The sequence below is a fragment of the Paenibacillus sp. J31R109 genome (assembly GCF_059692055.1).
On the sequence record NZ_JCAUAR010000001.1, the window covers coordinates 598,144 to 621,342 of the forward strand.

Below are 23,199 nucleotides of genomic sequence, written 5' to 3' on the forward strand. Positions count from 1 at the left end.
TTTTTGTATTTTTCTCTTATTTTCATAGGCGATATGTTACAATAATTTCTGAGGTGAGACCATGTTTTTGAAACGGATCGAATTATCCGGGTTTAAATCATTCGCGGACCGGACGGAACTCGAATTTGTGCGAGGCATTACCGCGGTTGTAGGTCCTAACGGGAGTGGAAAGAGTAATATCTCGGACGGAATCCGGTGGGTGTTAGGGGAACAAAGCGCGAAGTCTTTGCGTGGCGGTAAAATGGAAGATGTTATTTTCGCAGGTAGTGATGCACGTCGTGCTGTGAATTATGGTGAAGTCTCGTTAACATTAGATAATTCATCACAGTCGCTTCCCTTGGATTTTAATGAAGTTACCGTGACGCGAAGAGTACATCGCAATGGCGATAGTGAATATCTGATTAACAAACAACCTTGTCGCTTGAAGGATATCACGGAGTTGTTCATGGACACGGGTATCGGGAAAGAAGCGTATTCGATTATTGGACAAGGACGTATTGAGGAAATCCTAAGTACGAAATCCGAAGATCGTCGAGGCATCTTTGAAGAAGCTTCGGGGATTGTTAAATATAAAGCGCGTAAGCGCGAAGCGGAAAAGAAATTGAATGATACCGAGCAGAATTTGCTGCGGATCCACGATTTAGTCTCTGAACTTGAGGATCAAGTTGAACCGTTGCGTGATCAGGCAGAGAAGGCGATTCGGTTTAAAGAGCTGAAGGAAACGCTCAAGAGCAGTGAAATCTCCATGTATGTACATCAGATTGATCAGATCTATGTCGCATGGAATGACGCAACGCAGCTGCTCGAGAAATTGACCAAAGAGCAAACGGAGCTCTCTACGATTGTTAATCAGCATGATGCACATTTGGAAAAGCATCGTTGGGAAACGCGCAGACTAGAAGAAGAACTAGAAACGCTCCAAGAAAGTTTGCTTGGTCTTAGTGAAGAATTCGAGAAATGCGAGGGTCACGGTGAGGTTCTAAAGGAACGGAAAAAGAACTACGTGACGAATCACCAGCAGCTAGCTACGTCTATTGCGATGCAGGAGCAGCGTAAATTAGACAAAGAAGCGGAATTGAGCGAGCAGCGTGAGAGAATTATTCAAATTGGCGCGCAATTATTCGAATTCCAAGCCAAGCTAACAGCGGAAGAACAGCGCTTACAAGGGGTAAGTGGAGGTATCAGTTCTTCTCCTGAGGATCAGTTGAAGGGTGAATTGCTGGAAACGCTCAACCGTATGGCACAGTCACGCAATGAAATTCGATACGCAGAGCAGCAAATCGAAAGTATCGGACGTCGTTTGGACAGACTCGATGAAGAGCGACAGAAGTGGGCGGATCAACGTGAGAGTATCTTGCGTCGCAAACAAGAGCTTTCAGTCAAGTTGGAAGAAACGGTAGGAGAGATAGAGCGAGCTCGACAAGAATATGTTCAACTAACCCAAGCCTTGAAGAGTAAGCAAGGGTTGCTGGATGAAGCTCAAGCTATGGTACGAAAATGGGAGCAAAAGCTCGATGCATTAATTTCCCGCCGCGATACTATGAAAGAAATGGCTAATGATTACGACGGCTTTCAGCAAGGTGTTAAGGAAGTGCTTAAAGCGAAATCTCGCAAAGACTTGCGAGGCATTCGCGGTGCGGTTGCTGAACTTGTTAAAGTGCCTGCCAACGTCGAGACAGCTATCGAGACTGCGCTAGGCGGTGCGCTCCAAAATATCGTTGTAGAAACAGAGGCAGACGGTAGGGAAGCGATTGCTTTCTTGAAACGTCGCCAAATGGGACGAGCTACCTTCCTGCCGATGAATGTTATTCGCGGACGTTCGACTTCTGATCATGAAAGTCAGACGTTGAAATCGTCGAAGGGCTTTGTTGGGATTGCAGTTGACCTCGTCTCTTTCGATTCGACGTATACGAATATATTCTCCAGTTTACTAGGGAATGTAGTTGTAGCTGAGAGTCTAGAAGATGCTAACCATATCGCTGCCAAAGCGCAATATCGCTATCGCGTTGTGACGCTGGAAGGTGACGTTGTCAACCCGGGTGGTTCTATGACGGGCGGAAGCTTGCAGAAGAAGTCGACGAATTTGTTAGGTCGTCAGCGTCAAATCGAAGAGCTTGATGCTGAGATTGCAACATCTGAGGGACAACTCAGTGGTTTGCGCAGTCAATCCAGCTCCTTGAAGCGTGATATTACCGATGAAATGTTAAAGGTTGAACAGCTTCGACAATTAGGTGAGGGGCAACGTATCACGGAACAACAAATTCGCGCGGAATTGAATCCGCTGGAATCCGAAAGTCGTACAGTAGAAGAACAGCTTACGCTGGATAGTCAAGACAGAGGAGCCCTGCTGGAGGAGCGAACGGAATTTAGCCGTAAAAAAGTTGAAAGTGAAGCTGCACTCGCTCAGCTGCAAGAAGAGGAAGCCTCCTTGCAACAAGCGATTAGGGATGCTGAGAGTTCTCGAAAAGCGAGTGAATCGGAGAAAGAAGAACTTCAAAGCCAGTTGACGGATTTGAAAGTCAAGGTAGCTTCAACTTCACAAGAGAAGCAGTCTCTTCAGGATCAACAAAGACGCTTGCAGCAGGATCTGAGCGAAGTGGAACGTGAAATTGAAGTCAACCGCGGTCTATTAACCCAATTAGAAAGCGATATGGCAACACTTGATCAAGAAACTGTAGGGCAGATTGAGCTGTTAAATGATTTGAAGCTGAAGAAGCAGCAATGCTCCGAAAGTATAGATTTCAAACGTGCAGAGCGTACAGACTGGTTACAAAAACTCGAACACGGCGAAAATGAAACGCGAACGCAGCGTATTCAGCTGAAACAAGTGGAAGAGAATCTCCATCAGACGGAAGTTCGAGTGACTCGCCTAGATGTAGAGCTTGAAAATCTGCTCAAAAAGCTTGCCGAAGAATATGAGCTTAGCTATGAGCTGGCCAAAATGCGCTACCCAGTGCCTGAGGATATTCAAGGTACACAAAGTAGAGTGCGTGAGCTGAAACGCGAGATTGCTTCGTTAGGCGATGTGAACCTAGGTGCGATCGAAGAGTATGCGCGTGTATCGGAACGCTTTGAGTTCTTGAGCTCGCAAAAGGATGATTTGATCGAAGCGAAGACAACGTTGTATCAGGTTATTCGTGAAATGGATCTAGAGATGTCCAAGCGATTCAAAACAACCTTTGATGCGATTCGCTCTCATTTCGGGGTCGTCTTTGCTAAGCTGTTCGGGGGCGGACGCGCAGATTTAATTCTGTCTGAACCTGAGAACATGCTCGACACAGGTATTGAAATTGTGGCACAGCCACCAGGCAAAAAGCTGCAAAATCTTCAACTGCTTTCAGGTGGTGAGCGTGCGTTGACAGCAATTGCGTTGTTGTTCTCGATTATCCGCGTGAAACCAGTGCCATTCTGCGTACTGGATGAGGTAGAAGCCGCATTAGACGAGGCCAACGTATCTCGATTTGCTGAGTATTTACGCGAGTTCTCGGAAATGACGCAGTTTATTGTGGTGACTCACCGTAAGGGAACGATGGAAGAAGCGGACGTGTTGTATGGCGTTACCATGCAAGAAGGCGGCGTGTCCAAGCTCGTTTCTGTTCGATTAGAGGATGAGGAAGCGACAATGACAGCATCATAGCGTGAAATTATAGGAGTTAAACAGGAGGAACTATGAGCTTTTTTAAACGATTGAAAGAAAGTATTTCAGGTAAAGCTGAGGCAGTAACCAATAAATTTAAGGAAGGTTTAACGAAAACGCGTGATGCGTTCGTGAATCGTGTCGATGATTTATTTAGCCGCCGCAAGAAAATTGATGAAGATTTTTACGAAGAGTTGGAAGAAATTCTAATTGGCGCTGACGTTGGCGTGAATACGGTTCTGAAATTGATTGATGAGCTTCGTGCTGAGGTTAAAAAACGTAAAATTGAAGATCCGGCTGAACTGCAACCGATTCTTTCGGAAAAACTAATTGAGTTGCTAAAAGGGGATGCGGATGCAGGACTGAACATCAATCCCAATGGTTTAACCGTAATCCTGTTCGTTGGCGTTAACGGTGTAGGGAAGACGACGACGATTGGCAAAATGGCTCACATGTTCAAATCGCAAGGGAAGAAGGTGTTGATGGCCGCAGGCGATACGTTCCGTGCTGGAGCCATTGAGCAGCTTGAAACTTGGGGTGAGCGCGTAGGTGTTGATGTGATTAAGCAACAATCTGGTGCAGATCCTGCCGCGGTGATGTATGATGCTGTACAAGCAGCCAAAACGCGCGGTGTAGACATTCTCTTATGCGATACAGCGGGCCGATTGCAAAACAAAGTGAACTTGATGGAGGAACTTAACAAAATCTATCGTGTGATTCAACGCGAAGTACCGGATGCTCCCCACGAAGTTATTCTTGTTCTAGATGCAACAACAGGACAGAACGCGCTTAGCCAAGCGAAGCTTTTTGGTGATAAAACAGGTTTAACAGGCTTAGTACTGTCCAAATTGGATGGAACAGCTAAGGGTGGAATCGTTGTCGCCATCCGTCAAGAACTCTCTCTGCCGGTTAAATTTGTGGGGCTTGGTGAGAAAATGGATGATCTCCAAGCGTTCGATTCCGAGCAGTTTGTGCATGCGCTATTTGGTAAATGGATAGGCGAAAATACTGACAAGGTATAATGCTTGACAATCATCTTGGAATTCAGTATGATAGGTTCTGTTGTGCTGGTGTCAAGTGTGCAACCTTTACGGAGGTAGATTATGACTGTCGATCCTATGTTGGAGAAAACGAATCGCATTAACCTGCTGTTTGATTTCTATGAAGCATTGTTGACCGATAAACAGCGAACATTTCTTGAACTGTATTTCCATGATGATTACTCCCTCGGGGAGATCGCTGAGAACTTTACGATCAGCCGCCAAGCGGTCTATGAGCATATCAAACGTGCGGAATTGACACTGCAGGAATATGAGAGTAAGTTAAAGCTGTTACATAAGCACGAACAACGCATGAAGCTGCGTCAAGATTTAGATGTTGGATTGAGTGATTGTGATCCAGCGCTAAAGAGGAAAGTGACAGAGCTTTTTGATACAATAGTAGGCATGGATTAAAACCTTAGTTTAGAAGCAGGAGGTGAAGCGCATGGCATTTGAAGGATTAGCAAACCGATTGCAGAATGTGTTCGGCAAGCTGAGAAGCAAAGGTAAGCTGACGGAAGAAGATGTAGGCGAAGCGCTTCGCGAGGTACGATTGGCACTGCTTGAAGCGGACGTTAACTTTAAAGTTGTGAAAGATTTTATCGCGAAGGTGAAAGAGCAAGCGATCGGACAAGAAGTTCTGAAATCTTTTACGCCAGGCATGGTTGTTATCGATATCGTAAACAAAGAGCTTACAGCCCTTATGGGTGGTACACAAAGTAAGTTAGCGCGTTCGAATCGACCGCCAACGGTTATTATGATGGCTGGTTTGCAAGGGGCTGGTAAAACAACGACCTCAGGTAAATTAGCTAAAATGTTGATGAAACAGAACCACAGACCGCTTCTTGTTGCGTGTGATATTTATCGTCCTGCGGCAATTAAGCAGTTGGAAGTGCTCGGTGAACAACTGAAGGTTCCGGTTTTCTCACTTGGTGATAAAGTGAACCCTGTCGAGATTGCCAAAGCGGGTCTTCAACATGCGAAGGACAACGGCAATGACTATGTGATTATCGATACAGCAGGTCGCTTGCATATTGATGAAAACCTCATGGACGAGCTCAAGAATGTTCGTGAAGCTACGAGTCCAGATGAGATTTTGTTAGTTGTCGATGCGATGACAGGGCAAGATGCAGTCAATGTTGCAGAAAGCTTCCATCAACAGCTTGAATTATCAGGCGTTGTGTTAACCAAACTAGATGGAGATACGCGCGGTGGTGCTGCGTTATCCGTCAAAGCGGTGACCGGTTGTCCGATCAAGTTCGTTGCTAGCGGCGAGAAAATGGATGCATTAGAGCCATTTTATCCTGACCGTATGGCATCAAGAATTCTCGGCATGGGCGATATGCTCTCCTTAATTGAGAAGGCGCAAGCTGGCATCGATATGGATAAGGCGAAAGAGATGGAGCGCAAAATGCGCAACGCCGAATTCACCTTCGAGGATTTCATTGAGCAGATGGAGCAAGTGAAGAAAATGGGGCCGCTTGACCAGATTCTTGATATGCTGCCTGGTGCGAACAAGATTAAAGGCATGAAGGATATGAAGGTTGACGAAAAGCAAATGGCTCGTGTAGAAGCTATTGTGAAATCCATGACCACCGAAGAGAAGCGCAAGCCTGAGCTGCTGAATGCGAATCGTCGCAAACGGATTGCAGCGGGAAGCGGAAATACGGTGCAAGAAGTCAATCGTTTCATCAAGCAGTTCGATGATATGCGCAAAATGATGAAGCAATTCTCAGGCATGATGGGGCCCAAAGGTGCCAAAGGCATGAAGAAGTTAGGCAAGGGATTTAAATTTCCCTTTTAAATAATGGTGTTTATTCTAAGTAGGAGGTGATTTTTCAATGGCAGTACGTATTCGTCTTAAACGTGTAGGCGCTCATAAAGCTCCTTTCTACCGTGTGGTGGTTTCGGATTCCCGTTCCCCGCGTGATGGTCGTTTTATCGAAGAAATCGGTACTTATAATCCAATTGCTGAACCAGCAGCTGTGGTTCTTGATGAGGAAAAAGCGCTTAAATGGCTTCAAACTGGCGCTCAACCGTCCGATACAGTTCGCAGCCTGTTCTCAAAAGCAGGTTTGATGACTAAGTTTCACGAGCTGAAATTACAGAAGTAATCGTCCTGGAATAACAATGTCCTAACCTAGGACATTGTTATGGAAGCCTCGAAATTGGTGCAACCAATTTGAGGGTCTTCCTCGACAGTTCATCAACTGATGGTGCCGCAGCATGCGGCAGCATATCTGTTATCTTTCGGAGGGTGGGTTCATGAAGGATCTTATCACCGTTATTGCTAAGGCTCTTGTCGATCATCCGGAAGAGGTACGTGTCGCTGTGGTGGAGAAAGAGGACAAGATCGAGTACAGGCTTTCTGTTCATCCCGACGATGTCGGTAAAGTGATTGGCAAGCAAGGCAAGATTGCGAAATCGCTCCGTACAGTTGTCACGTCGGCAGCTGTGAAAGAAACGAAGCGGGTAGCCGTAGAAATCGTTTCATAAGAAATGAGGTTAGGATTCAATTCCTAGCCTTTTTTCGCATATAGAGATGAAGGTATTTTAATGTGGAGGTTGGGCAAGCACATATGACGGAGAAATTAGTGACGGTTGGGAAAGTCGTAAATAGCCACGGGATTCGTGGAGAGCTAAAAATCGTGCCTGAAACAGATTTTCCAGAGCGATTCGATGTGGGAAATTCATTAATCATTGTAGACTCTCAAAATAAGCAAACGCCGGTGACGGTGAAAACGTCCCGCTTACATAAGAATGTATTTATTGTCTTGTTCAGTCAATTCTCGAATATCAATGATGTTGAGAAATTTAAAGGCTCCCTGCTTAAAATTGAGGCTAAGAATCAAAAGCCGCTCGAGGAGGGAGAGTATTACTATCACGAAATCATCGGATGTAAAGTCGTTACAGAAGATGAGCAAGAGCTGGGACTGATCTCTGAAATACTAACACCAGGAGCAAATGACGTCTGGGTAGTTTCTTTGCCTAAGGGTAAGCAGCTATTACTTCCTGTGATCGATGATGTCATTCTAAAAGTTGATATTCCTAATAAAACGATTCGGATTCATCTGATGGAAGGGTTACTGGAATGAAAATAGATGTCTTAACCTTGTTCCCTGAAATGTTTGAAGGTGTATTTTCTTCTAGTATTCTGGGAAAAGCACGTGATAAGGGAATCGTTTCTCTGGGAACGGTTAATTTCCGTGAGTATTCCACGAACAAGCACAATACAGTTGATGATTACCCCTACGGTGGCGGCGGGGGCATGGTGCTGAAGCCAGAACCGATTTTTGGTGCCGTCGAAGCTTTGCCTACGCATCAAACCGCTGAAGGAGTGGCTGTGAAGCCGCGGGTCATCCTGTTATGCCCACAGGGTGAGACTTTCAGCCAGAAGAAAGCGGAAGAACTAGCTGGTGAAGAGCATCTTGTATTTATTTGTGGTCATTATGAGGGCTATGATGAACGGATTAGGCAGTACCTGGTGACGGACGAGCTCTCCGTTGGTGATTATGTGCTAACCGGTGGTGAATTGCCCGCTATGGTCATTATAGACAGCGTAGTGAGGCTTTTGCCTGGTGTGCTGGGGAATGAAATGTCTGCGGTGACAGATTCTTTCTCGACGGGATTGCTGGAATATCCTCACTATACGCGTCCTGCCAAGTTCAGAGAATGGGAAGTGCCTGAAATGCTACTGTCAGGCCATCACGCCAATGTGAAGAAATGGCGGAATAAAGAATCACTCATCCGCACGTTGGAACGTCGGCCCGATTTACTTGAGGGTCGTGTTTTGTCCAAAGAGGAAAAGGTCTGGGCTGCTGAATGGAAACAGCAGAAGCAAGAACAAGAGAAATAAGTTCTCGGAAACTTCTCTATTGAATTAATCCTGGGACTATGATATTATATATTCTGTTGTGATTTTTTCAACAGTTCGAGTCTGGTGGTCCTCTACGCATAACAACTTAGATTTACTAACTATTAGCGGAATGAACACCTGTGTGGAAGGAGGGAGTCAACTATGAATCTTATTCAAGAGATTACGAAAGAGCAACTCCGTACGGATATTCCTAATTTCCGTCCAGGAGACACACTTAAAGTACACGTAAAAGTTATCGAGGGTACACGTGAGCGTATTCAGCTGTTCGAAGGTGTTGTTATCAAACGCCACGGCGGTGGAATCAGCGAAACGTTTACAGTTCGTAAAATTTCTTACGGTGTGGGTGTGGAAAGAACTTTCCCATTCCATTCTCCGAAGATTGACAAGATTGAAGTGGCTCGCCGTGGTAAAGTTCGTCGTGCGAAACTTTATTATCTGCGTGGTCTTCGTGGTAAAGCAGCAAGAATTAAAGAAATTCGATAGTAAAATGGGGGGCTTGTTCAGTCAAGTCTCCTTTTCATTTTTTCTGTACATAATAGGACATAATAGAGATCATACCAAAACTGGAAGAGAGGCCGTCAGTGATGGAACATAACGATCAAATGCAACCTAATCAGCCGATCAATGCTGCACCAGCAAAGACCGCGCAAACAAAAAGTGAAACGTGGGAATGGATTAAAGCGCTAGTAATTGCAGGAGTACTTGTTATTATTATTCGTTGGTTCCTCTTCTCCCCATTTATTGTTGATGGAGATTCGATGCATCCGAATTTCTTTACGGGTGAGCGATTGATCGTCAATAAAATTGTGTACGATATTCGTGATCCGAAGCGTGGCGAAGTCATCGTATTCCATGCACCTGAGGGCAAGGATTATATTAAGCGTGTCATTGCACTTCCAGGAGAAACCGTGAAGGTTACAGGAGACAAGGTGTACATTAACGGAGAAGAATTGGCTCAACCGTATATTCAAGAAGCAATTGATCAAGCAGTGAAAGAAGGACATCCGTACAATACATTACTGGATTTCCCTGAAACGAAAGTCCCTGAGGGTGAGATTTTTGCCATGGGTGACAATCGACCAAATTCCAAAGATAGTCGTACGAAAAGTGTTGGTTTCGTACCTTACAATAAAATCGTAGGCCGCGCAGAAGTGATTTTCTGGCCGGTGAAGAAAATTAGTTTCATACATTTTTGAGGTGAAGAGAAATGACCATTCAATGGTTTCCCGGTCACATGACCAAGGCTCGCAGACAGATTGAAGAAAAGCTAAAACTGATTGACGTTGTGATTGAGCTCTTGGATGCCCGCATCCCGCTATCCAGCCGGAACCCGATGGTTGATGAGATTTTGAAAGGCAAGCCACGTCTCGTATTGCTTAACAAGAATGATCTTGCTGATCCACAAGTAACAGCTGAATGGGTGAAGTACTTTGCAGATCAAGGATTGCCTGCCTTGCCGATAGACGCTGCCAACGGAACGCACGTGAAGGAGATTTTGCCTCGAGTCAAGCAGCTTTGGGTTCATAAAATTGAGACGATGCTGCGCAAAGGGATTAATCCCCGTGCGATCAGAGCGCTCATTGTAGGAATTCCGAACGTAGGGAAGTCCACTTTGATCAACCAGTTGGCTGGTAAGAAAATCGCTGCAACGGGAGATAAACCTGGTGTGACCAAAGGTCAGCAATGGATTAAGGTTGGCACTGAAATGGATCTGCTGGATACGCCGGGGATTTTGTGGCCTAAATTCGAAGATCAGATGGTTGGCATGCGTTTGGCTGCAACAGGGGCCATCAAGGAAGAACTTCTGCATTTAGATGATGTGGCATTGTTTACCATTAAATATATGGTGGAGCATTATGGTGCTGGCATCCAAGAACGCTTCGGTGTTCAGGAGCTGCCAGAAGATATGGATAATATTCAGGAAATGGTTAAAGTCATGGAGGCGATCGGGCGTAAGCGCGGTGCCATAGTAAGTGGGGGCAAGGTGGATCTAGATAAAGCTTCCCTCATTATTATTCGTGATCTCAGAGCAGGTAAGATGGGCCGAATTTCCTTGGAAAGACCATTTTAATAAAGTAGAATCAGGAAGAACCTGGGGCCAAGCCTTGGGTTTTCTTTTTTTTAGGAAAAACGTAGCAATAAATGGGTGTGGCTTGACGAAGTGTCGATCCTATATAATGAAGGAATGGAAAAGGGGAGAGGCACGTGCTAGATTACGAGAAAGACATATGGGAACAGGGTTTCACGGCGATTGCAGGTATTGATGAGGTTGGTCGTGGGTGTCTCTTTGGAGATGTGGTGGCGGCAGCCGTTATTCTCCCAATGGGACATGTGCTTGAGGGGATCAATGACTCTAAGAAATTATCAGAAAAGAAACGTGAAGTGCTTTATGATCAGATTATGGAAGAAGCGATTTCGGTTGGGATTGGCATTGTAGATGTCGACGGCATTGAGGCTTTTAATATAAAACAAGCTTCAAGACTTGCGATGAAAAAAGCTGTTAAAAAATTAGCTTTCAAGCCGGACTATTTACTCGTAGACGCAGAGAATGTGGCGATTGACCTTCCTCAACAAGCGATTATACACGGAGATGCGCTAAGTCAATCCATTGCTGCTGCATCCATCATCGCCAAAGTAACGAGAGATCGTATGTGTGTGGAATGGGATGAGTTATATCCAACTTACGGAATCGCTGTACATAAAGGATATGCGACGAAACACCATAGAGAGATGCTTTTGAAATACGGACCTACACCGCTACATAGGAAATTATTTATTCGTAAAATTATGGCGCAGCTTGAAGCGCAAGAGAACGAAGTGCACAACAAACAGCTATTATTCGACTTTATCTAAACATTAAGATGTAACGAAAAAGGCATCTGAGGCCGATAATATACATACGTGTAATCAGATTTGAGGTGACCTGTTTGAATATAAGTGGATTAATTCGAAATTTGGTTGGGGATTTAACAGCAGCTGATCCAAAGATTCTCGAATTAAAGGTTGGACAAATTATTAAAGGTGTCGTGCTTCAGCTCCTTAGTGATCAGGAAGCACTACTTAATATAGGCGGCACGCAAGTGCGTGCCAAATTGGAAACACCTCTTAAACAAGGTGATGTTACGATGTTGCAGGTTCAGCCAGAATCAAAAGCCGGACAAATCATACTGAAGCCACTTGTTGCTTCTGATGTATGGATTGCCGATGATTCATTAGGAGATCTGCTTAAAGCCTTTGATGTAAAGAATACAGCAACCAATCGTCAAATGGTTCAGCAATTACAGCAGGAAGGCATTCCTGTGTCGAAGGAAAATGTAAAAGCATTTGAGGTTGTGATGAGTCAAATGCCACAGGGTACGAATAAAGAAGAGTGGCTGCAAGCGGCTATACTTGTTTCGAAGAAGGGGTTACCGCTTACTCCGACGACCGTGGATGCACTTAAGCAAGTAACAAGCGGCCCTCCGGCGGGCCAGGTGTTAGAAAAGCTCGAGCAGCAAGCAACTGCGCTGCTTGAGCAAGACCCGACACACCCCGCGTCGGATACCGCCAAGCAGGTTGTGTCGCTGCTCAAGGAGCTGCGCGCTACGGCCGCAGCTGTTCGTCCTGCGGAGCCGGCTGCGCCAGCCTCCGCGACGGATGAGCCTGCGGCTGCGCCGCCGCAGGCTCCTAGCACACCAGCAGCTGCGCAGGCTGGTGGCACTATCGCGGCTGCGCCGCGTGGCAGCGTGCCTGCGGCCGCTGCAGGGAGCCCCGTGCCCGCCGCGCTAGCAGCGGGCGAAGAGCCTGTGGCGCCGGCTGCTGGCGCGGCGCCTGTCAAGCAAGGCGAACCGCTGCAAGCGGGTTCGCCAGCGCCTGTGCCAGCCCTCCCTGCGAAGCAGGAGGGTGGGCTGGCCCCTCGAGAGGCGCAAGTTATTGCGCCTCTCGAGAATGCTGATCCAGAGACAAACTGGATCAGCAAGATGCTCAAAGCCGTTGGCGTTGAGCATGAATCGCAAGTTGCCGCCAAGCTGGACGAGCGTGGCGTTCCAATGCCTGCACGCCAACAGGCCGCTGCGGATATGTTTGTGCAGAATGGGGTCAACACGTTTGATCAAAAAGGAGAAGCGGGAAAACCAGCAACTGCGGAGACACTGAAAAGCTTATTACTTCAGCTCACAACATCTGCTGAAACGCCTGCGCCACTGAAAGAAGCTGCCCAGCAAGCGGTCAGTCAAATTACAGGGCAGCAGTTAATGCTGACGAATGACAAGAACGCTATGTTTACGCAAATGACCATGTTCGTTCCCTTCCTGGACAATTCGGGTCAGCAAACAGCAGCCATTCATATTCAATCCCGCAAAGGCAGTCGTGGCGAAGTAGATGCGAGCAACTGTAGGCTTTTATTTGATTTACAAATGAAGGTGATGGGAAATACCTTATTGGATGTTCATGTTGTGAACAAAATTGTTTCATTGAACATTCACAATGACCATCCAGCTCTAGCTGAATTAATGGAAGCGTCGAAGGAAGAAATTGCAGCAGCTATGAACGGTGTGGGGTACCAGTTTATCTCATTAAAATGTTCGCCATATCCCAAGCCGCTTGACATGCAAGAAGGTAAAGAAGACGCGACGAAACTAGGCTCCTTAGATGGACGCGTAGATTTAAGGGAGCTGTATCAACCTAGAACCTACAAAGGGGTTGATGTTCGCGCATGAGCCCTCCTAATAATAAGCCTGACGAAACCAAGTTTACTCCAATAAAGAAAGCGGTAGCGCTTCGCTATTCACCAGAAGCACAGAAAGCCCCAACCCTAGTTGCCAAAGGGAAAGGGCACATGGCTGAAGCTATTTTGCAAAAAGCGAAAGAAAGCGGCGTTCCCATTCAAGAAGATAAATCGCTCGTAGAGGTGCTGTCTAAACTTGATCTTGATCAAGAAATACCACCAGAGCTTTATCAATTAGTAGCGGAAGTGCTTAGTTTTATTTATCGATCCGATCAACGGATGAGACCCTCGCGAGGCATGGATGAATGAGCAAGTTACCTAAAGATGATCGTAAAATGCTGGGTAAACAAGGTGAAGAGCTCGCTTTCAATTATCTCGTCCGACAGGAGTATCGGATTCTCGAGCGGAACTGGCGCTGTCGTTCGGGTGAGATCGATATCATTGCAGAGAAGTCGAACAAGCTTATTTTTGTTGAGGTACGAACGAGACGTCCATCAAATCGCTTCGGAACAGCCGCAGAATCCGTGGATTTCCGCAAGCAGGCAAAGGTTCGCGAGATCGCACAATTTTACATGCATCGCTATCACAAATATGAGCAATCCATTCAATTCGATGTTGTCACAGTTGAAATGTCGGATAGTGACCCGGATCCGAGAATCATACATATCCAAGCAGCCTTTTGACCATCATGTAAACCATGATTTGTCAAAGGGCTTTTCATGCTCAATAATGTCACCATAAATGGAACCTAGATCACGATCTCATCCATGCGCTGGTGTTTATCTAAATTTCGATATTGGATGGCTTCCGCAAGATGGGAAGGGAGAATGTGATCACTGCCATCTAGATCTGAAATCGTAAGAGCAAGTCGCAAAATTCGATCGTGTGCGCGTGCACTTAATCCCAATGCCTCAAATGAATTACGCAATAGTTGATCTCCATCGGGCGTTAATCGACAAATTTCTCGCATCAATCTACCGCTTAATTCATTATTATGCTGGATATCTGTTCCTGCGTAACGCTGTTGCTGTCTGATATGAGCCTGCATCACCTGATCACGCATTTCGCGAGATGATAGATTAGTAACATTGTCTTTTAGTTGGGCGTAGCTAGGTTTTGGGACTTCAACGTGGAGATCGATTCGATCTAGAAGAGGACCTGAAATTTTGGAGCGGTATTGGACGATTTTGGAGGGACTGCAGATACAAGCATTAGCTTCTGTTTCAGCTCCATAATAGCCGCAGGGGCAAGGATTCATAGCAGCAGCCAAAATAAAATGAGAAGGAAACGTATACACCGCCCTAGCTCTCGCGATCATGACATAGCGATCTTCGAGAGGTTGTCTGAGCACTTCAAGGGCATTCCGTGTAAACTCTGGCAACTCGTCCAGAAAAAGAATCCCTCGATGAGATAAACTCACCTCACCAGGTTTAGGAATGGTTCCTCCGCCAACTAGGCCGGCAGCTGAGATAGAGTGGTGGGGGGCACGGAACGATCTTGCTCGCATCAGTGTGGAACGATCGGTTAACTTACCAGATGCACTGTAAATCTTCGTAACTTCGAGCGCTTCCCGGTCAGTTAATGGAGGAAGAATGGTGGGCAGTCGTTTGATAAGCATCGTTTTTCCAGTGCCTGGAGGACCAAGAAGCAGCAAATTATGCATCCCTGCGGCAGCGATCATCATGGCTCGCTTCACCTGGTGCTGTCCGTTAACGTCAGCGTAATCTTCAACATAATCAAGGGAATTATTGAATGAGTTAGAAAAGGCGTTAGCGTCATGGTCTCCACTTTGATAAATAAATTCGCCAATCGAACATATGTTTGTTTTCTTGAGGTCAGAGAGATTTGTTAGCACACAAACCTCAACTCCCTCAATAAGGGTAGCTTCTTGTGCATTCGCCATTGATAGGAATACACGCTTAATCCCTGCCTTTTTAGCCGCATGTACCATAGAAAGGACCCCGGGAATAGGACGAAGAGAGCCATCTAGCGCAAGTTCGCCTAAAAATAGTGTGGTTGCATAGCTTTCAACATGCACTTGGCCTGTCGTTATGAGAATACCAACAGCAATCGCAAGATCGAACGATGACCCTTCCTTTCGTAAGTCAGCTGGCGCAAGATTCACAGTAATCCGGTCCATAGGGAAGGTGAAACCACCATTTTTAATTGATGATCGTACGCGTTCCACGGATTCACGAATCGCAGAGTCGGGTAACCCTACCAAATTTATTTGAGGTAAGCCACTTGATATATCGACCTCTACTTCGATCGTCCGTCCTTCAATGCCTTGTAAACAAGCGCTCATGACTTTGCCATACATAAAAACACCTTCTTCTCCATAGAATTCACAGTTGCAAGAACTGAGCTCGACTTGGATAAAAGGTGCTTCCTTATTGATCCTTATTCATTTCTTTTATTATAATCGCAAATGGTAAATTTAAGCAAATCGTGTCGAGAGATATTTACGTTTTAAAAATGTTCGACATGCACATACTGGATGATGAGGTGATGATATGCAGGAAAAACCATATTTTTGTCCCAATTGTCGGTCAAATCGTATTAAATTTAACGTTATTACGAGCTATTCACAGTCATTTCTAAAAGATGCACTGTCCGGGAATATTACCGAATTTCATGATCCAGGTGTCATACCGGAGCCAGAGCCTACCATTCAGTGCTTAATCTGTAATTTCTCTGCGAATGAAATGCGGTTTATTAAACAAGCTGAGCGTGAACCACGGGTCAATATGCCACCAACTTCGTTTTTTTAGTTAAGTTGAAGTTCGACGTATTTTTCAGATAATGGAAAATACGTTTTTTTATTTTGTGAAGTGATAGGGAAAGTTTTTCACTGTGAAAGGAAAATTTGAAGGGCTTCATGAAAAAAATAAAGAAACTGTCGAAAATAATGTGTTACAATGGTTAGGGCTTGCGAAGAAGTGTGATACTAATTCCGGTAGCAAGATAGTTTCTCGTGCACAACGTCAATTGGAAATTACACTTTTCCCTGTATAGCACGTATAGAAAGTCCATACTGATAGGAGGATTTAGGAAATGAATATCCATGAGTATCAAGGCAAAGAAGTCCTGAGACAGTACGGAGTCAGCGTTCCTAACGGAAAGGTTGCTTTTACTGTTGATGAGGCAGTTGAAGCAGCGAAAGAACTTGGAACTTCCGTTGTTGTAGTAAAGGCACAAATTCATGCCGGTGGTCGCGGTAAAGCAGGCGGCGTTAAGGTTGCTAAAAACCTTGATGAAGTTCGTACATATGCTAGCGAAATTCTAGGTAAAGTGCTTGTCACTCACCAAACAGGTCCAGAAGGTAAAGAAGTTAAACGCCTTTTGATCGAAGAAGGCTGTGACATTAAGAAAGAATATTACGTAGGTGTTGTTGTTGACCGTGCAACAGGTAGCGTTGTATTAATGGCTTCCGAAGAGGGCGGTACGGAGATTGAAGAAGTAGCAGAGCACTCTCCAGAGAAAATTTTCAAAGAAGTGGTTGACCCAGCAATCGGTCTTCAATCCTTCCAAGCACGTAGACTTGCTTATGCTATCAACATCCCGAATGAGCTTGTAAACAAAGCAGTTAAGTTCATGCTTGCTCTTTACAAAGCATTCGTTGAGAAAGACGCTTCCATTGCAGAAATCAACCCATTGGTTGTTACTGGTTCTGGTGACGTTATGGCACTTGATGCGAAATTAAACTTCGATTCTAACGCTCTTTTCCGTCACAAAGACATCGTTGAACTTCGTGACCTTGAAGAAGAAGATGCAAAAGAAATCGAAGCTTCCAAATATGACCTTAGCTACATCGCACTTGATGGCAACATCGGTTGTATGGTTAACGGCGCTGGACTTGCTATGGCCACTATGGACATTATCAAGCACTACGGCGGAGACCCTGCTAACTTCCTTGACGTAGGGGGCGGTGCTACGAAAGAGAAAGTTACTGAAGCTTTCAAAATCATCCTTTCTGACGAGCAAGTTAAAGGGATTTTTGTTAACATTTTCGGTGGTATTATGCGTTGTGACGTTATCGCTGAGGGCGTTATCGCTGCAGCTAGAGAGCTAGGACTTTCCCGTCCGCTTGTAGTACGTCTTGAAGGTACGAATGTTGAGCTTGGTAAAAAGCTTCTTAACGAATCCGGCTTGAACATCGTTGCTGCTGATTCCATGGCTGACGGTGCGCAAAAAATCGTTGCACTAGTAAAGTAATAAACCAGAGCGGTTTTAATAATAGATAAGGATGTGAACAATCGATCATGAGTATTTTGGTCAATAAAGATACAAAAGTCATTACTCAAGGGATTACCGGCGCTACGGGTTTGTTTCATACCAAAGGCGGTCTTGATTACGGCACGCAAATGGTGGGTGGCGTAACTCCTGGTAAAGGCGGCACTACTGTAGATATTACGTTGGAAAATGGCGAGCTTGTTAAGCTGCCTGTTTACAACACAGTTGTAGAAGCGAAAAAAGCAACAGGTGCAACAGCATCCGTTATTTATGTACCACCAGCATTTGCTGCAGAATCCATCATCGAAGCGATTGAAGCTGAACTTGAATTGGTTATCTGTATCACAGAAGGTATTCCAGTCCTTGACATGGTACGCGTTAAGCGTTACCTAGAAGGTAAAAATACCGTTCTTATCGGACCAAACTGCCCAGGTGTTATTACACCAGGCGAGTGCAAAATCGGTATTATGCCAGGATACATCCATACGCCAGGTCACGTAGGTGTTGTTTCCCGTTCCGGAACATTGACTTACGAAGCTGTTCACCAATTGACAACGCGCGGAATTGGACAATCCTCCGCAGTTGGTATCGGTGGAGACCCAGTTAAAGGATCCGAGTTCATCGACATCCTTAAACGTTTTAACGAAGATCCAGATACGTACGCGGTTATCATGATCGGTGAAATCGGCGGAACGGCTGAAGAAGAAGCAGCGGAGTGGGTAGCGGCGAACATGACGAAACCTGTCGTTGGTTTTATCGGTGGTAAAACGGCGCCTCCAGGAAAACGTATGGGCCATGCTGGTGCCATCATTTCCGGTGGTAAAGGTACAGCTGCAGAGAAAGTTGCAACAATGGAAAGATGCGGTATCCGCGTAGCGGCTACACCATCCGAAATGGGTTCAACTCTTGTTAGCGTACTTGAAGAAAAAGGTATGCTTGATAAAGTTATCACTAAAAAATAAGCTTCGTTTCACGAAGGTAAGCAACCTTCCATTTCCCTTAATTGGGAATTGGGAGGTTTTTTTATTTCTATTTAGATGCATAGATTTGTCATTCATGGAAGGAGTGTATATACTAATGGATAATCGCAACTGTTTAATTGGCTTGCACGAGCTTGAGGGAGTTGGGTGGAAAACTATACACCAGCTTTTAAATCGATTTTCTGAGCCACGTGCATTGATTGGACGATCTGCAAGTGAAATTGCTTCTTGTGGAATACGTTCGGCTATCGCAGAACTAATTGCGACACGATTAACCCCTGACTTTATTGAACAAAAGTTACACTTATATAGAAGTCAATCCATTCGAGTAATGACTCTTTACGATGAGGATTATCCGTCGAACCTGAAGGAAATTGCTCAGCCACCTTGGGTGCTATATGTGAAAGGTGATCCGTCATATTTAAACGGTCGATTACTTGGGATTGTAGGAACGCGAACGCCAACGCTTTATGGGAAGAAAATCGCAGAAGAGTGGGCAGCTTCACTTTCCAGAGCAGGTTTTGGTATCGTCAGTGGATTAGCGAGAGGCATAGATAGCAAAGCTCATATAGGGGCACTTCAAGGTAAGGCGAAGACGGTAGCAGTGCTTGGATGTGCGATTAATGTGATCTATCCACGAGAAAATGCGCTGTTATATCGCAATATCGAGCAGCAAGGCGTCATTATTTCAGAATACCCAATTGGCACCAGCATGCACCCGGGCATGTTTCCGCAGCGAAATCGTATTATTGCTGGATTATCAATGGGAGTTACCGTTGTTGAGGCTGCGAAAGATAGCGGGTCACTGATCACAGTTGAGTTTGCATTAGATGCTTCACGTGATGTTTTTGCGGTTCCGGGGCCCATACACTCACGCCAAAGCAGTGGTGTACACAAACTTTTGAAGGATGGCGCGAAATTAGTCACGTGTGTTGAGGAAATTGTCGAAGAGTATAAACACATGATAAATGTGGATGAAATAAATGTAGCCTTACAGCATAAACCGAGCTTCGAACTCACTGATGATGAAGTCGAAATTGTTCGAAAGTTGACGGATGAACCAATCTCAATAGACACTTTATTAGAAGACAGTCAATTTACGTTTGGACATTTGCATGCAGTTCTGTTATCTTTACTATTGAAAAAGGCGATTAAACAGCTTCCGGGTTCAACATACATTCGAGCATAGGCTAATCACGAAGTTTTGCTTCTCGCCAAGTAAACTTTACCTTGAAACCAAGAGGGGAGGAAGGACGAACCATGGCAGATTCGTTAGTCATTGTAGAGTCACCAGCAAAAGCCAAAACCATCGGCAAATATTTAGGTAGTAAGTTCATCGTGAAAGCATCGATGGGTCATATTCGCGACCTTCCGAAAAGCCAAATTGGCGTAGAAGTCGACCGTAACTTTGAGCCTAAATACATAACGATTCGTGGAAAGGGTTCTATCCTTAAAGAACTCAAAGACGCAAGTAAAAAAGTGAAAAAAATATATCTAGCGGCGGATCCGGATCGCGAAGGGGAAGCTATTGCATGGCATTTAGCACACTACCTCGATGTTGGTCCAGAAGAGCTTTGTCGTGTTGTCTTTAATGAGATAACGAAGGAAGCGGTTAAGGATGCATTTAAAACACCTCGCCGCATCAATCAAGATTTAGTGAATGCTCAGCAGGCGCGCCGAATACTAGATCGTCTTGTTGGTTACAAAATCAGTCCATTACTTTGGAAAAAAGTGAAGAAAGGACTGTCAGCAGGTCGTGTACAATCCGTCGCGGTGAAATTGATTCAAGACCGTGAAAATGAAATAAAAGCTTTTGAACCAGAAGAGTACTGGTCAATTACAGCCGTTCTTGATGCAGGCAAAACTGTGTTTGAAGCTAAGTATCATAGTCATAATGGTGAGAAAAAAGAACTGAATTCGCAACAAGATGTTGATTTGATACTTGCTGCAATGGGTAACGATCCGTTTACAGTAAAAGAAGTGAAAGAGAAAGAGCGCCAGCGTAATCCTTCCCCTCCTTTTATTACAAGCTCCTTGCAACAAGAGGCAGCGCGAAAACTTAATTTCCGTGCATCCAAGACAATGTCAGTGGCGCAGCAATTATATGAAGGTATCGATTTAGGTAAGGAAGGTACCGTTGGTTTAATTACGTATATGCGTACGGATTCTACGCGGATTTCTCCAATTGCCCAAGAAGAAGCCAAAGACTTTATTATGACGAAATATGGACCAACTTTTTATCCTGAGACACCTCGTCAATATTTGAAGAAAAATGCGAATGCACAAGATGCGCACGAGGGGATTCGACCAACTTCCGTACTTCGTGAACCTGATCAAATGAAAGCGTTCTTGAGTAAAGATCAGTACCGATTGTACAAGCTAGTGTGGGATCGCTTTGTTGCAAGCCAAATGGCGTCCGCAATCTTGGATACGATGACGATTGATTTAAACGCAGGAGAGACCATATTTAGAGCGAACGGATCTAAGATGAAATTCGCTGGGTTCATGAAAGTGTACGTAGAAAGCAATGATGACGGAACGACAGAAGAAGATAAATTGCTTCCTCCTCTGTCCAAAGGAGATTCATTGCCGAAACAAAGTGTAGAGCCGAAGCAACATTTTACGCAACCACCACCAAGGTATACGGAAGCACGTTTAGTTCGTGCACTTGAGGAAATGGGAATCGGGCGTCCAAGTACTTACGCTCCCACATTAGAAACGATCCAGAAACGTGGTTACGTGGCGATCGAAGAGAAGAAATTCGTACCAACGGAGCTAGGTGAGCTTGTTATCCAATTAATGCAAGAGTTTTTCCCGGAAATTCTAGATATCGAGTTTACCGCTCATATGGAAGAAGAGTTGGACTTTGTCGAAGAAGGGAAAGAGGATTGGGTAAGAGTTCTGGATAGCTTCTATACTTCCTTTGAAAAGCGCTTAGAATTTGCTGAAGAAGAAATGAAAGAAATTGAGATTCAAGATGAAGTTTCTGATGAGATTTGTGAAAAATGTGGCAAGCATCTCGTTTATAAAATGGGACGTTTCGGTAAATTCCTTGCATGCTCCGGTTTCCCGGATTGTCGGAATACGAAACCCATCATTAAAGACATCGGTGTTACTTGCCCGACTTGTCACACTGGGAAAATTGTAGAACGTAGAAGTAAAAAGGGGCGCGTATTCTACGGTTGTGATCAATATCCAACCTGTGATTTCGTTTCTTGGGATAAACCCGTCAATCGGCCATGCCCTGTTTGCAGTTCTATGATGATAGAGAAGCGGAGCAAAAATGGCGTTATGATACAATGTACACAATGTGATCATAAGGAAGAGGCAGTTGAAGATTCCGATCACACAGATGATATGAAAGATTGAGGTGTCTGATTTTGCCAGAAAATCAAAGAGTAACAGTCATCGGCGCAGGATTGGCAGGCAGTGAAGCTGCGTGGCAAATAGCCCGTCAAGGCGTGCCTGTTACTTTATATGAAATGCGTAATAAACGAAAAACGCCAGCTCACATCACGGATCAATTTGCTGAGCTTGTCTGTAGTAACTCACTACGCTCTAACGGTTTAACGAATGCAGTTGGTGTTCTAAAAGAAGAAATGAGACGAATGGACTCTCTTATTCTAGCTTGCGCTGACGAGCATGCAGTGCCTGCTGGGGGCGCCTTAGCAGTTGATCGCGATGGATTTTCACAATCAGTGACGAATACTTTGCGCAATCACCCCTTAATTGAGGTACGCAATGAAGAGCTTCAGACGCTTCCTGAGGGTATTACGGTTGTGGCTACAGGGCCACTAACTTCTCCTGATTTAGCAGCGGAGCTAAAAGCATTAATGGGCGAAGAGTATCTGTACTTCTATGATGCTGCTGCACCGATTGTAGAGAAAGACTCCATCGATATGAATAAGGTATATTTAGCTTCGCGTTATGATAAAGGAGAAGCCGCATACCTGAATTGTCCGATGACGGAGGAAGAATTCAATGTATTCTACGAGGCGCTAATTACAGCTGAAGTCGCAGAATTAAAGGAATTCGAGAAAGAAATTTATTTCGAAGGCTGTATGCCTTTGGAAGTTATGGCGAAACGCGGCAAACAAACGGTGCTATTCGGACCGATGAAGCCAGTAGGTTTAATTAACCCGCATACGGGTAAAATGCCTCATGCTGTTGTACAGCTTCGTCAAGATAATGCTGCTGGTACTTTGTATAATTTAGTAGGTTTCCAAACGCATTTAAAATGGGGAGAACAGAAGCGTGTGCTTCAGCTGATCCCTGGTCTAGAACAAGCGGAATTCGTTCGCTATGGGGTTATGCATCGCAATACATTCATTAACTCGCCTAAGCTGCTTGAACCAACTTATCAATACAAACGTCGCGAGAATCTTTTCTTCGCAGGTCAAATGACTGGCGTAGAGGGGTATGTAGAATCGGCTGCCTCTGGTTTAATAGCTGGTCTTAATGCTGGTCGAATGGCAAAAGGTGAAGCTTGCATAGTCTTGCCGGCTGAAACGACCTTAGGCAGCATGGCACAGTACATCACGACAGCGGATTCCAAGCATTTCCAGCCGATGAATGCGAACTTTGGATTGCTTCCTGCATTACCAGAGCGGATTCGTAACAAAAAGGAAAAATATGAAATGCTGGCCAATCGTGCATTGGAGAGTATTCAGAATTTTGTGAAAACAGTTGTTGAATAAGTTGTAATCGGATGATCCGATATGTTACTA

At 45.0% G+C, this 23,199-nt stretch carries 22 protein-coding genes; 21 read left to right on the forward strand and 1 reads right to left on the reverse strand.

The features are described 5' to 3' along the window. The first annotated feature begins 61 nt into the window (after positions 1–61). The 15 genes from smc to AC58QT_RS02750 all read left to right on the forward strand — a co-directional run bounded on the left by smc (position 62) and on the right by AC58QT_RS02750 (position 13,942). Positions 62–3,637, forward strand: a complete 3,576-nt coding sequence (gene smc, locus AC58QT_RS02680; protein WP_497407576.1) for a chromosome segregation protein SMC — start codon at positions 62–64, stop codon at positions 3,635–3,637. A 32-nt stretch (positions 3,638–3,669) separates the two neighbouring features. Beyond that, positions 3,670–4,659 carry a signal recognition particle-docking protein FtsY gene (gene ftsY / locus AC58QT_RS02685; RefSeq protein ID WP_057315728.1) on the forward strand — a complete coding sequence of 330 codons (990 nt, stop codon included), beginning with the start codon at positions 3,670–3,672 and terminating at the stop codon, positions 4,657–4,659. 81 nt (positions 4,660–4,740) lie between these two features. After that, positions 4,741–5,091, forward strand: a complete 351-nt coding sequence (locus tag AC58QT_RS02690) for a putative DNA-binding protein (protein WP_173108413.1) — start codon at positions 4,741–4,743, stop codon at positions 5,089–5,091. A gap of 31 nt (positions 5,092–5,122) precedes the next feature. After that, on the forward strand, positions 5,123–6,481 hold the full coding sequence (gene ffh / locus AC58QT_RS02695; RefSeq protein ID WP_057315726.1) for a signal recognition particle protein: 1,359 nt from the start codon (positions 5,123–5,125) through the stop codon (positions 6,479–6,481). Between the two features lie 37 nt (positions 6,482–6,518). Continuing rightward, positions 6,519–6,791 carry a 30S ribosomal protein S16 gene (rpsP, locus tag AC58QT_RS02700; RefSeq protein WP_028558245.1) on the forward strand — a complete coding sequence of 91 codons (273 nt, stop codon included), beginning with the start codon at positions 6,519–6,521 and terminating at the stop codon, positions 6,789–6,791. Positions 6,792–6,942: 151 nt separating this feature from the next. Further along, positions 6,943–7,173 carry a KH domain-containing protein gene (locus AC58QT_RS02705; protein WP_028558246.1) on the forward strand — a complete coding sequence of 77 codons (231 nt, stop codon included), beginning with the start codon at positions 6,943–6,945 and terminating at the stop codon, positions 7,171–7,173. Between the two features lie 83 nt (positions 7,174–7,256). Next, entirely contained in the window at positions 7,257–7,772 is a 516-nt protein-coding gene (gene rimM, locus AC58QT_RS02710; protein WP_497407577.1) for a ribosome maturation factor RimM, read from the forward strand. Then, positions 7,769–8,533: a tRNA (guanosine(37)-N1)-methyltransferase TrmD gene (gene trmD, locus AC58QT_RS02715; RefSeq protein ID WP_497407578.1), complete on the forward strand. Its 765-nt coding sequence runs from the start codon at positions 7,769–7,771 to the stop codon at positions 8,531–8,533. Before rimM ends, trmD begins: the two co-directional genes overlap by 4 nt. Before the next feature lie 162 nt (positions 8,534–8,695). Next, positions 8,696–9,037, forward strand: coding sequence for a 50S ribosomal protein L19 (gene rplS, locus AC58QT_RS02720; protein WP_028558249.1), 342 nt, complete (start codon positions 8,696–8,698; stop codon positions 9,035–9,037). A gap of 101 nt (positions 9,038–9,138) precedes the next feature. Then, a complete protein-coding gene (lepB, locus tag AC58QT_RS02725; RefSeq protein WP_497407579.1) occupies positions 9,139–9,750 on the forward strand; it encodes a signal peptidase I in 612 nt (203 codons plus the stop codon). 11 nt (positions 9,751–9,761) lie between these two features. Beyond that, positions 9,762–10,625 carry a ribosome biogenesis GTPase YlqF gene (gene ylqF / locus AC58QT_RS02730; RefSeq protein WP_497407580.1) on the forward strand — a complete coding sequence of 288 codons (864 nt, stop codon included), beginning with the start codon at positions 9,762–9,764 and terminating at the stop codon, positions 10,623–10,625. 134 nt (positions 10,626–10,759) lie between these two features. Then, complete coding sequence (gene rnhB / locus AC58QT_RS02735) at positions 10,760–11,407, forward strand: ribonuclease HII (protein ID WP_497407581.1); 648 nt, start codon at positions 10,760–10,762, stop codon at positions 11,405–11,407. A gap of 74 nt (positions 11,408–11,481) precedes the next feature. Beyond that, a complete protein-coding gene (locus AC58QT_RS02740) occupies positions 11,482–13,251 on the forward strand; it encodes a TP0910 N-terminal domain-containing protein (protein WP_497407582.1) in 1,770 nt (589 codons plus the stop codon). Further along, positions 13,248–13,568, forward strand: coding sequence for an EscU/YscU/HrcU family type III secretion system export apparatus switch protein (locus tag AC58QT_RS02745; RefSeq protein ID WP_497407583.1), 321 nt, complete (start codon positions 13,248–13,250; stop codon positions 13,566–13,568). Before AC58QT_RS02740 ends, AC58QT_RS02745 begins: the two co-directional genes overlap by 4 nt. After that, positions 13,565–13,942, forward strand: a complete 378-nt coding sequence (locus tag AC58QT_RS02750; RefSeq protein WP_497407584.1) for a YraN family protein — start codon at positions 13,565–13,567, stop codon at positions 13,940–13,942. Before AC58QT_RS02745 ends, AC58QT_RS02750 begins: the two co-directional genes overlap by 4 nt. 65 nt (positions 13,943–14,007) lie before the next feature. Here the strand turns inward: AC58QT_RS02750 and AC58QT_RS02755 are convergent, their stop codons facing one another. Further along, positions 14,008–15,579, reverse strand: coding sequence for a YifB family Mg chelatase-like AAA ATPase (locus AC58QT_RS02755; protein ID WP_497407585.1), 1,572 nt, complete (start codon positions 15,577–15,579; stop codon positions 14,008–14,010). 193 nt (positions 15,580–15,772) lie between these two features. Between AC58QT_RS02755 and AC58QT_RS02760 the strand changes: the two genes are divergently transcribed. The 6 genes from AC58QT_RS02760 to trmFO all read left to right on the forward strand — a co-directional run bounded on the left by AC58QT_RS02760 (position 15,773) and on the right by trmFO (position 23,169). Next, positions 15,773–16,030, forward strand: coding sequence for a hypothetical protein (locus AC58QT_RS02760; protein WP_497407586.1), 258 nt, complete (start codon positions 15,773–15,775; stop codon positions 16,028–16,030). Positions 16,031–16,313: 283 nt separating this feature from the next. Continuing rightward, complete coding sequence (gene sucC / locus AC58QT_RS02765) at positions 16,314–17,474, forward strand: ADP-forming succinate--CoA ligase subunit beta (RefSeq protein ID WP_497407587.1); 1,161 nt, start codon at positions 16,314–16,316, stop codon at positions 17,472–17,474. A 47-nt stretch (positions 17,475–17,521) separates the two neighbouring features. Next, positions 17,522–18,454, forward strand: a complete 933-nt coding sequence (gene sucD / locus AC58QT_RS02770; protein ID WP_497407588.1) for a succinate--CoA ligase subunit alpha — start codon at positions 17,522–17,524, stop codon at positions 18,452–18,454. A gap of 115 nt (positions 18,455–18,569) precedes the next feature. Continuing rightward, a complete protein-coding gene (dprA, locus tag AC58QT_RS02775; RefSeq protein WP_497407589.1) occupies positions 18,570–19,661 on the forward strand; it encodes a DNA-processing protein DprA in 1,092 nt (363 codons plus the stop codon). 71 nt (positions 19,662–19,732) lie between these two features. Then, on the forward strand, positions 19,733–21,841 hold the full coding sequence (gene topA / locus AC58QT_RS02780; RefSeq protein ID WP_497407590.1) for a type I DNA topoisomerase: 2,109 nt from the start codon (positions 19,733–19,735) through the stop codon (positions 21,839–21,841). An 11-nt stretch (positions 21,842–21,852) separates the two neighbouring features. Then, a complete protein-coding gene (gene trmFO / locus AC58QT_RS02785; RefSeq protein ID WP_310500327.1) occupies positions 21,853–23,169 on the forward strand; it encodes an FADH(2)-oxidizing methylenetetrahydrofolate--tRNA-(uracil(54)-C(5))-methyltransferase TrmFO in 1,317 nt (438 codons plus the stop codon). Positions 23,170–23,199: the final 30 nt, after the last annotated feature.

Bases quoted from the DNA above. Each gene is read 5' to 3' on its own strand.
- smc (WP_497407576.1), top strand. From the start codon at position 62: ATGTTTTTGAAACGGATCGAATTATCCGGGTTTAAATCATTCGCGGAC.
- sucC (WP_497407587.1), top strand. From the start codon at position 16,314: ATGAATATCCATGAGTATCAAGGCAAAGAAGTCCTGAGACAGTACGGA.
- AC58QT_RS02760 (WP_497407586.1), top strand. From the start codon at position 15,773: ATGCAGGAAAAACCATATTTTTGTCCCAATTGTCGGTCAAATCGTATT.
- rimM (WP_497407577.1), top strand. From the start codon at position 7,257: ATGACGGAGAAATTAGTGACGGTTGGGAAAGTCGTAAATAGCCACGGG.
- rplS (WP_028558249.1), top strand. From the start codon at position 8,696: ATGAATCTTATTCAAGAGATTACGAAAGAGCAACTCCGTACGGATATT.
- lepB (WP_497407579.1), top strand. From the start codon at position 9,139: ATGGAACATAACGATCAAATGCAACCTAATCAGCCGATCAATGCTGCA.
- AC58QT_RS02750 (WP_497407584.1), top strand. From the start codon at position 13,565: ATGAGCAAGTTACCTAAAGATGATCGTAAAATGCTGGGTAAACAAGGT.
- ftsY (WP_057315728.1), top strand. From the start codon at position 3,670: ATGAGCTTTTTTAAACGATTGAAAGAAAGTATTTCAGGTAAAGCTGAG.
- AC58QT_RS02745 (WP_497407583.1), top strand. From the start codon at position 13,248: ATGAGCCCTCCTAATAATAAGCCTGACGAAACCAAGTTTACTCCAATA.
- ylqF (WP_497407580.1), top strand. From the start codon at position 9,762: ATGACCATTCAATGGTTTCCCGGTCACATGACCAAGGCTCGCAGACAG.
- AC58QT_RS02755 (WP_497407585.1), bottom strand. From the start codon at position 15,579: ATGTATGGCAAAGTCATGAGCGCTTGTTTACAAGGCATTGAAGGACGG.
- dprA (WP_497407589.1), top strand. From the start codon at position 18,570: ATGGATAATCGCAACTGTTTAATTGGCTTGCACGAGCTTGAGGGAGTT.
- topA (WP_497407590.1), top strand. From the start codon at position 19,733: ATGGCAGATTCGTTAGTCATTGTAGAGTCACCAGCAAAAGCCAAAACC.
- AC58QT_RS02705 (WP_028558246.1), top strand. From the start codon at position 6,943: ATGAAGGATCTTATCACCGTTATTGCTAAGGCTCTTGTCGATCATCCG.
- AC58QT_RS02690 (WP_173108413.1), top strand. From the start codon at position 4,741: ATGACTGTCGATCCTATGTTGGAGAAAACGAATCGCATTAACCTGCTG.
- sucD (WP_497407588.1), top strand. From the start codon at position 17,522: ATGAGTATTTTGGTCAATAAAGATACAAAAGTCATTACTCAAGGGATT.
- ffh (WP_057315726.1), top strand. From the start codon at position 5,123: ATGGCATTTGAAGGATTAGCAAACCGATTGCAGAATGTGTTCGGCAAG.
- trmD (WP_497407578.1), top strand. From the start codon at position 7,769: ATGAAAATAGATGTCTTAACCTTGTTCCCTGAAATGTTTGAAGGTGTA.
- rpsP (WP_028558245.1), top strand. From the start codon at position 6,519: ATGGCAGTACGTATTCGTCTTAAACGTGTAGGCGCTCATAAAGCTCCT.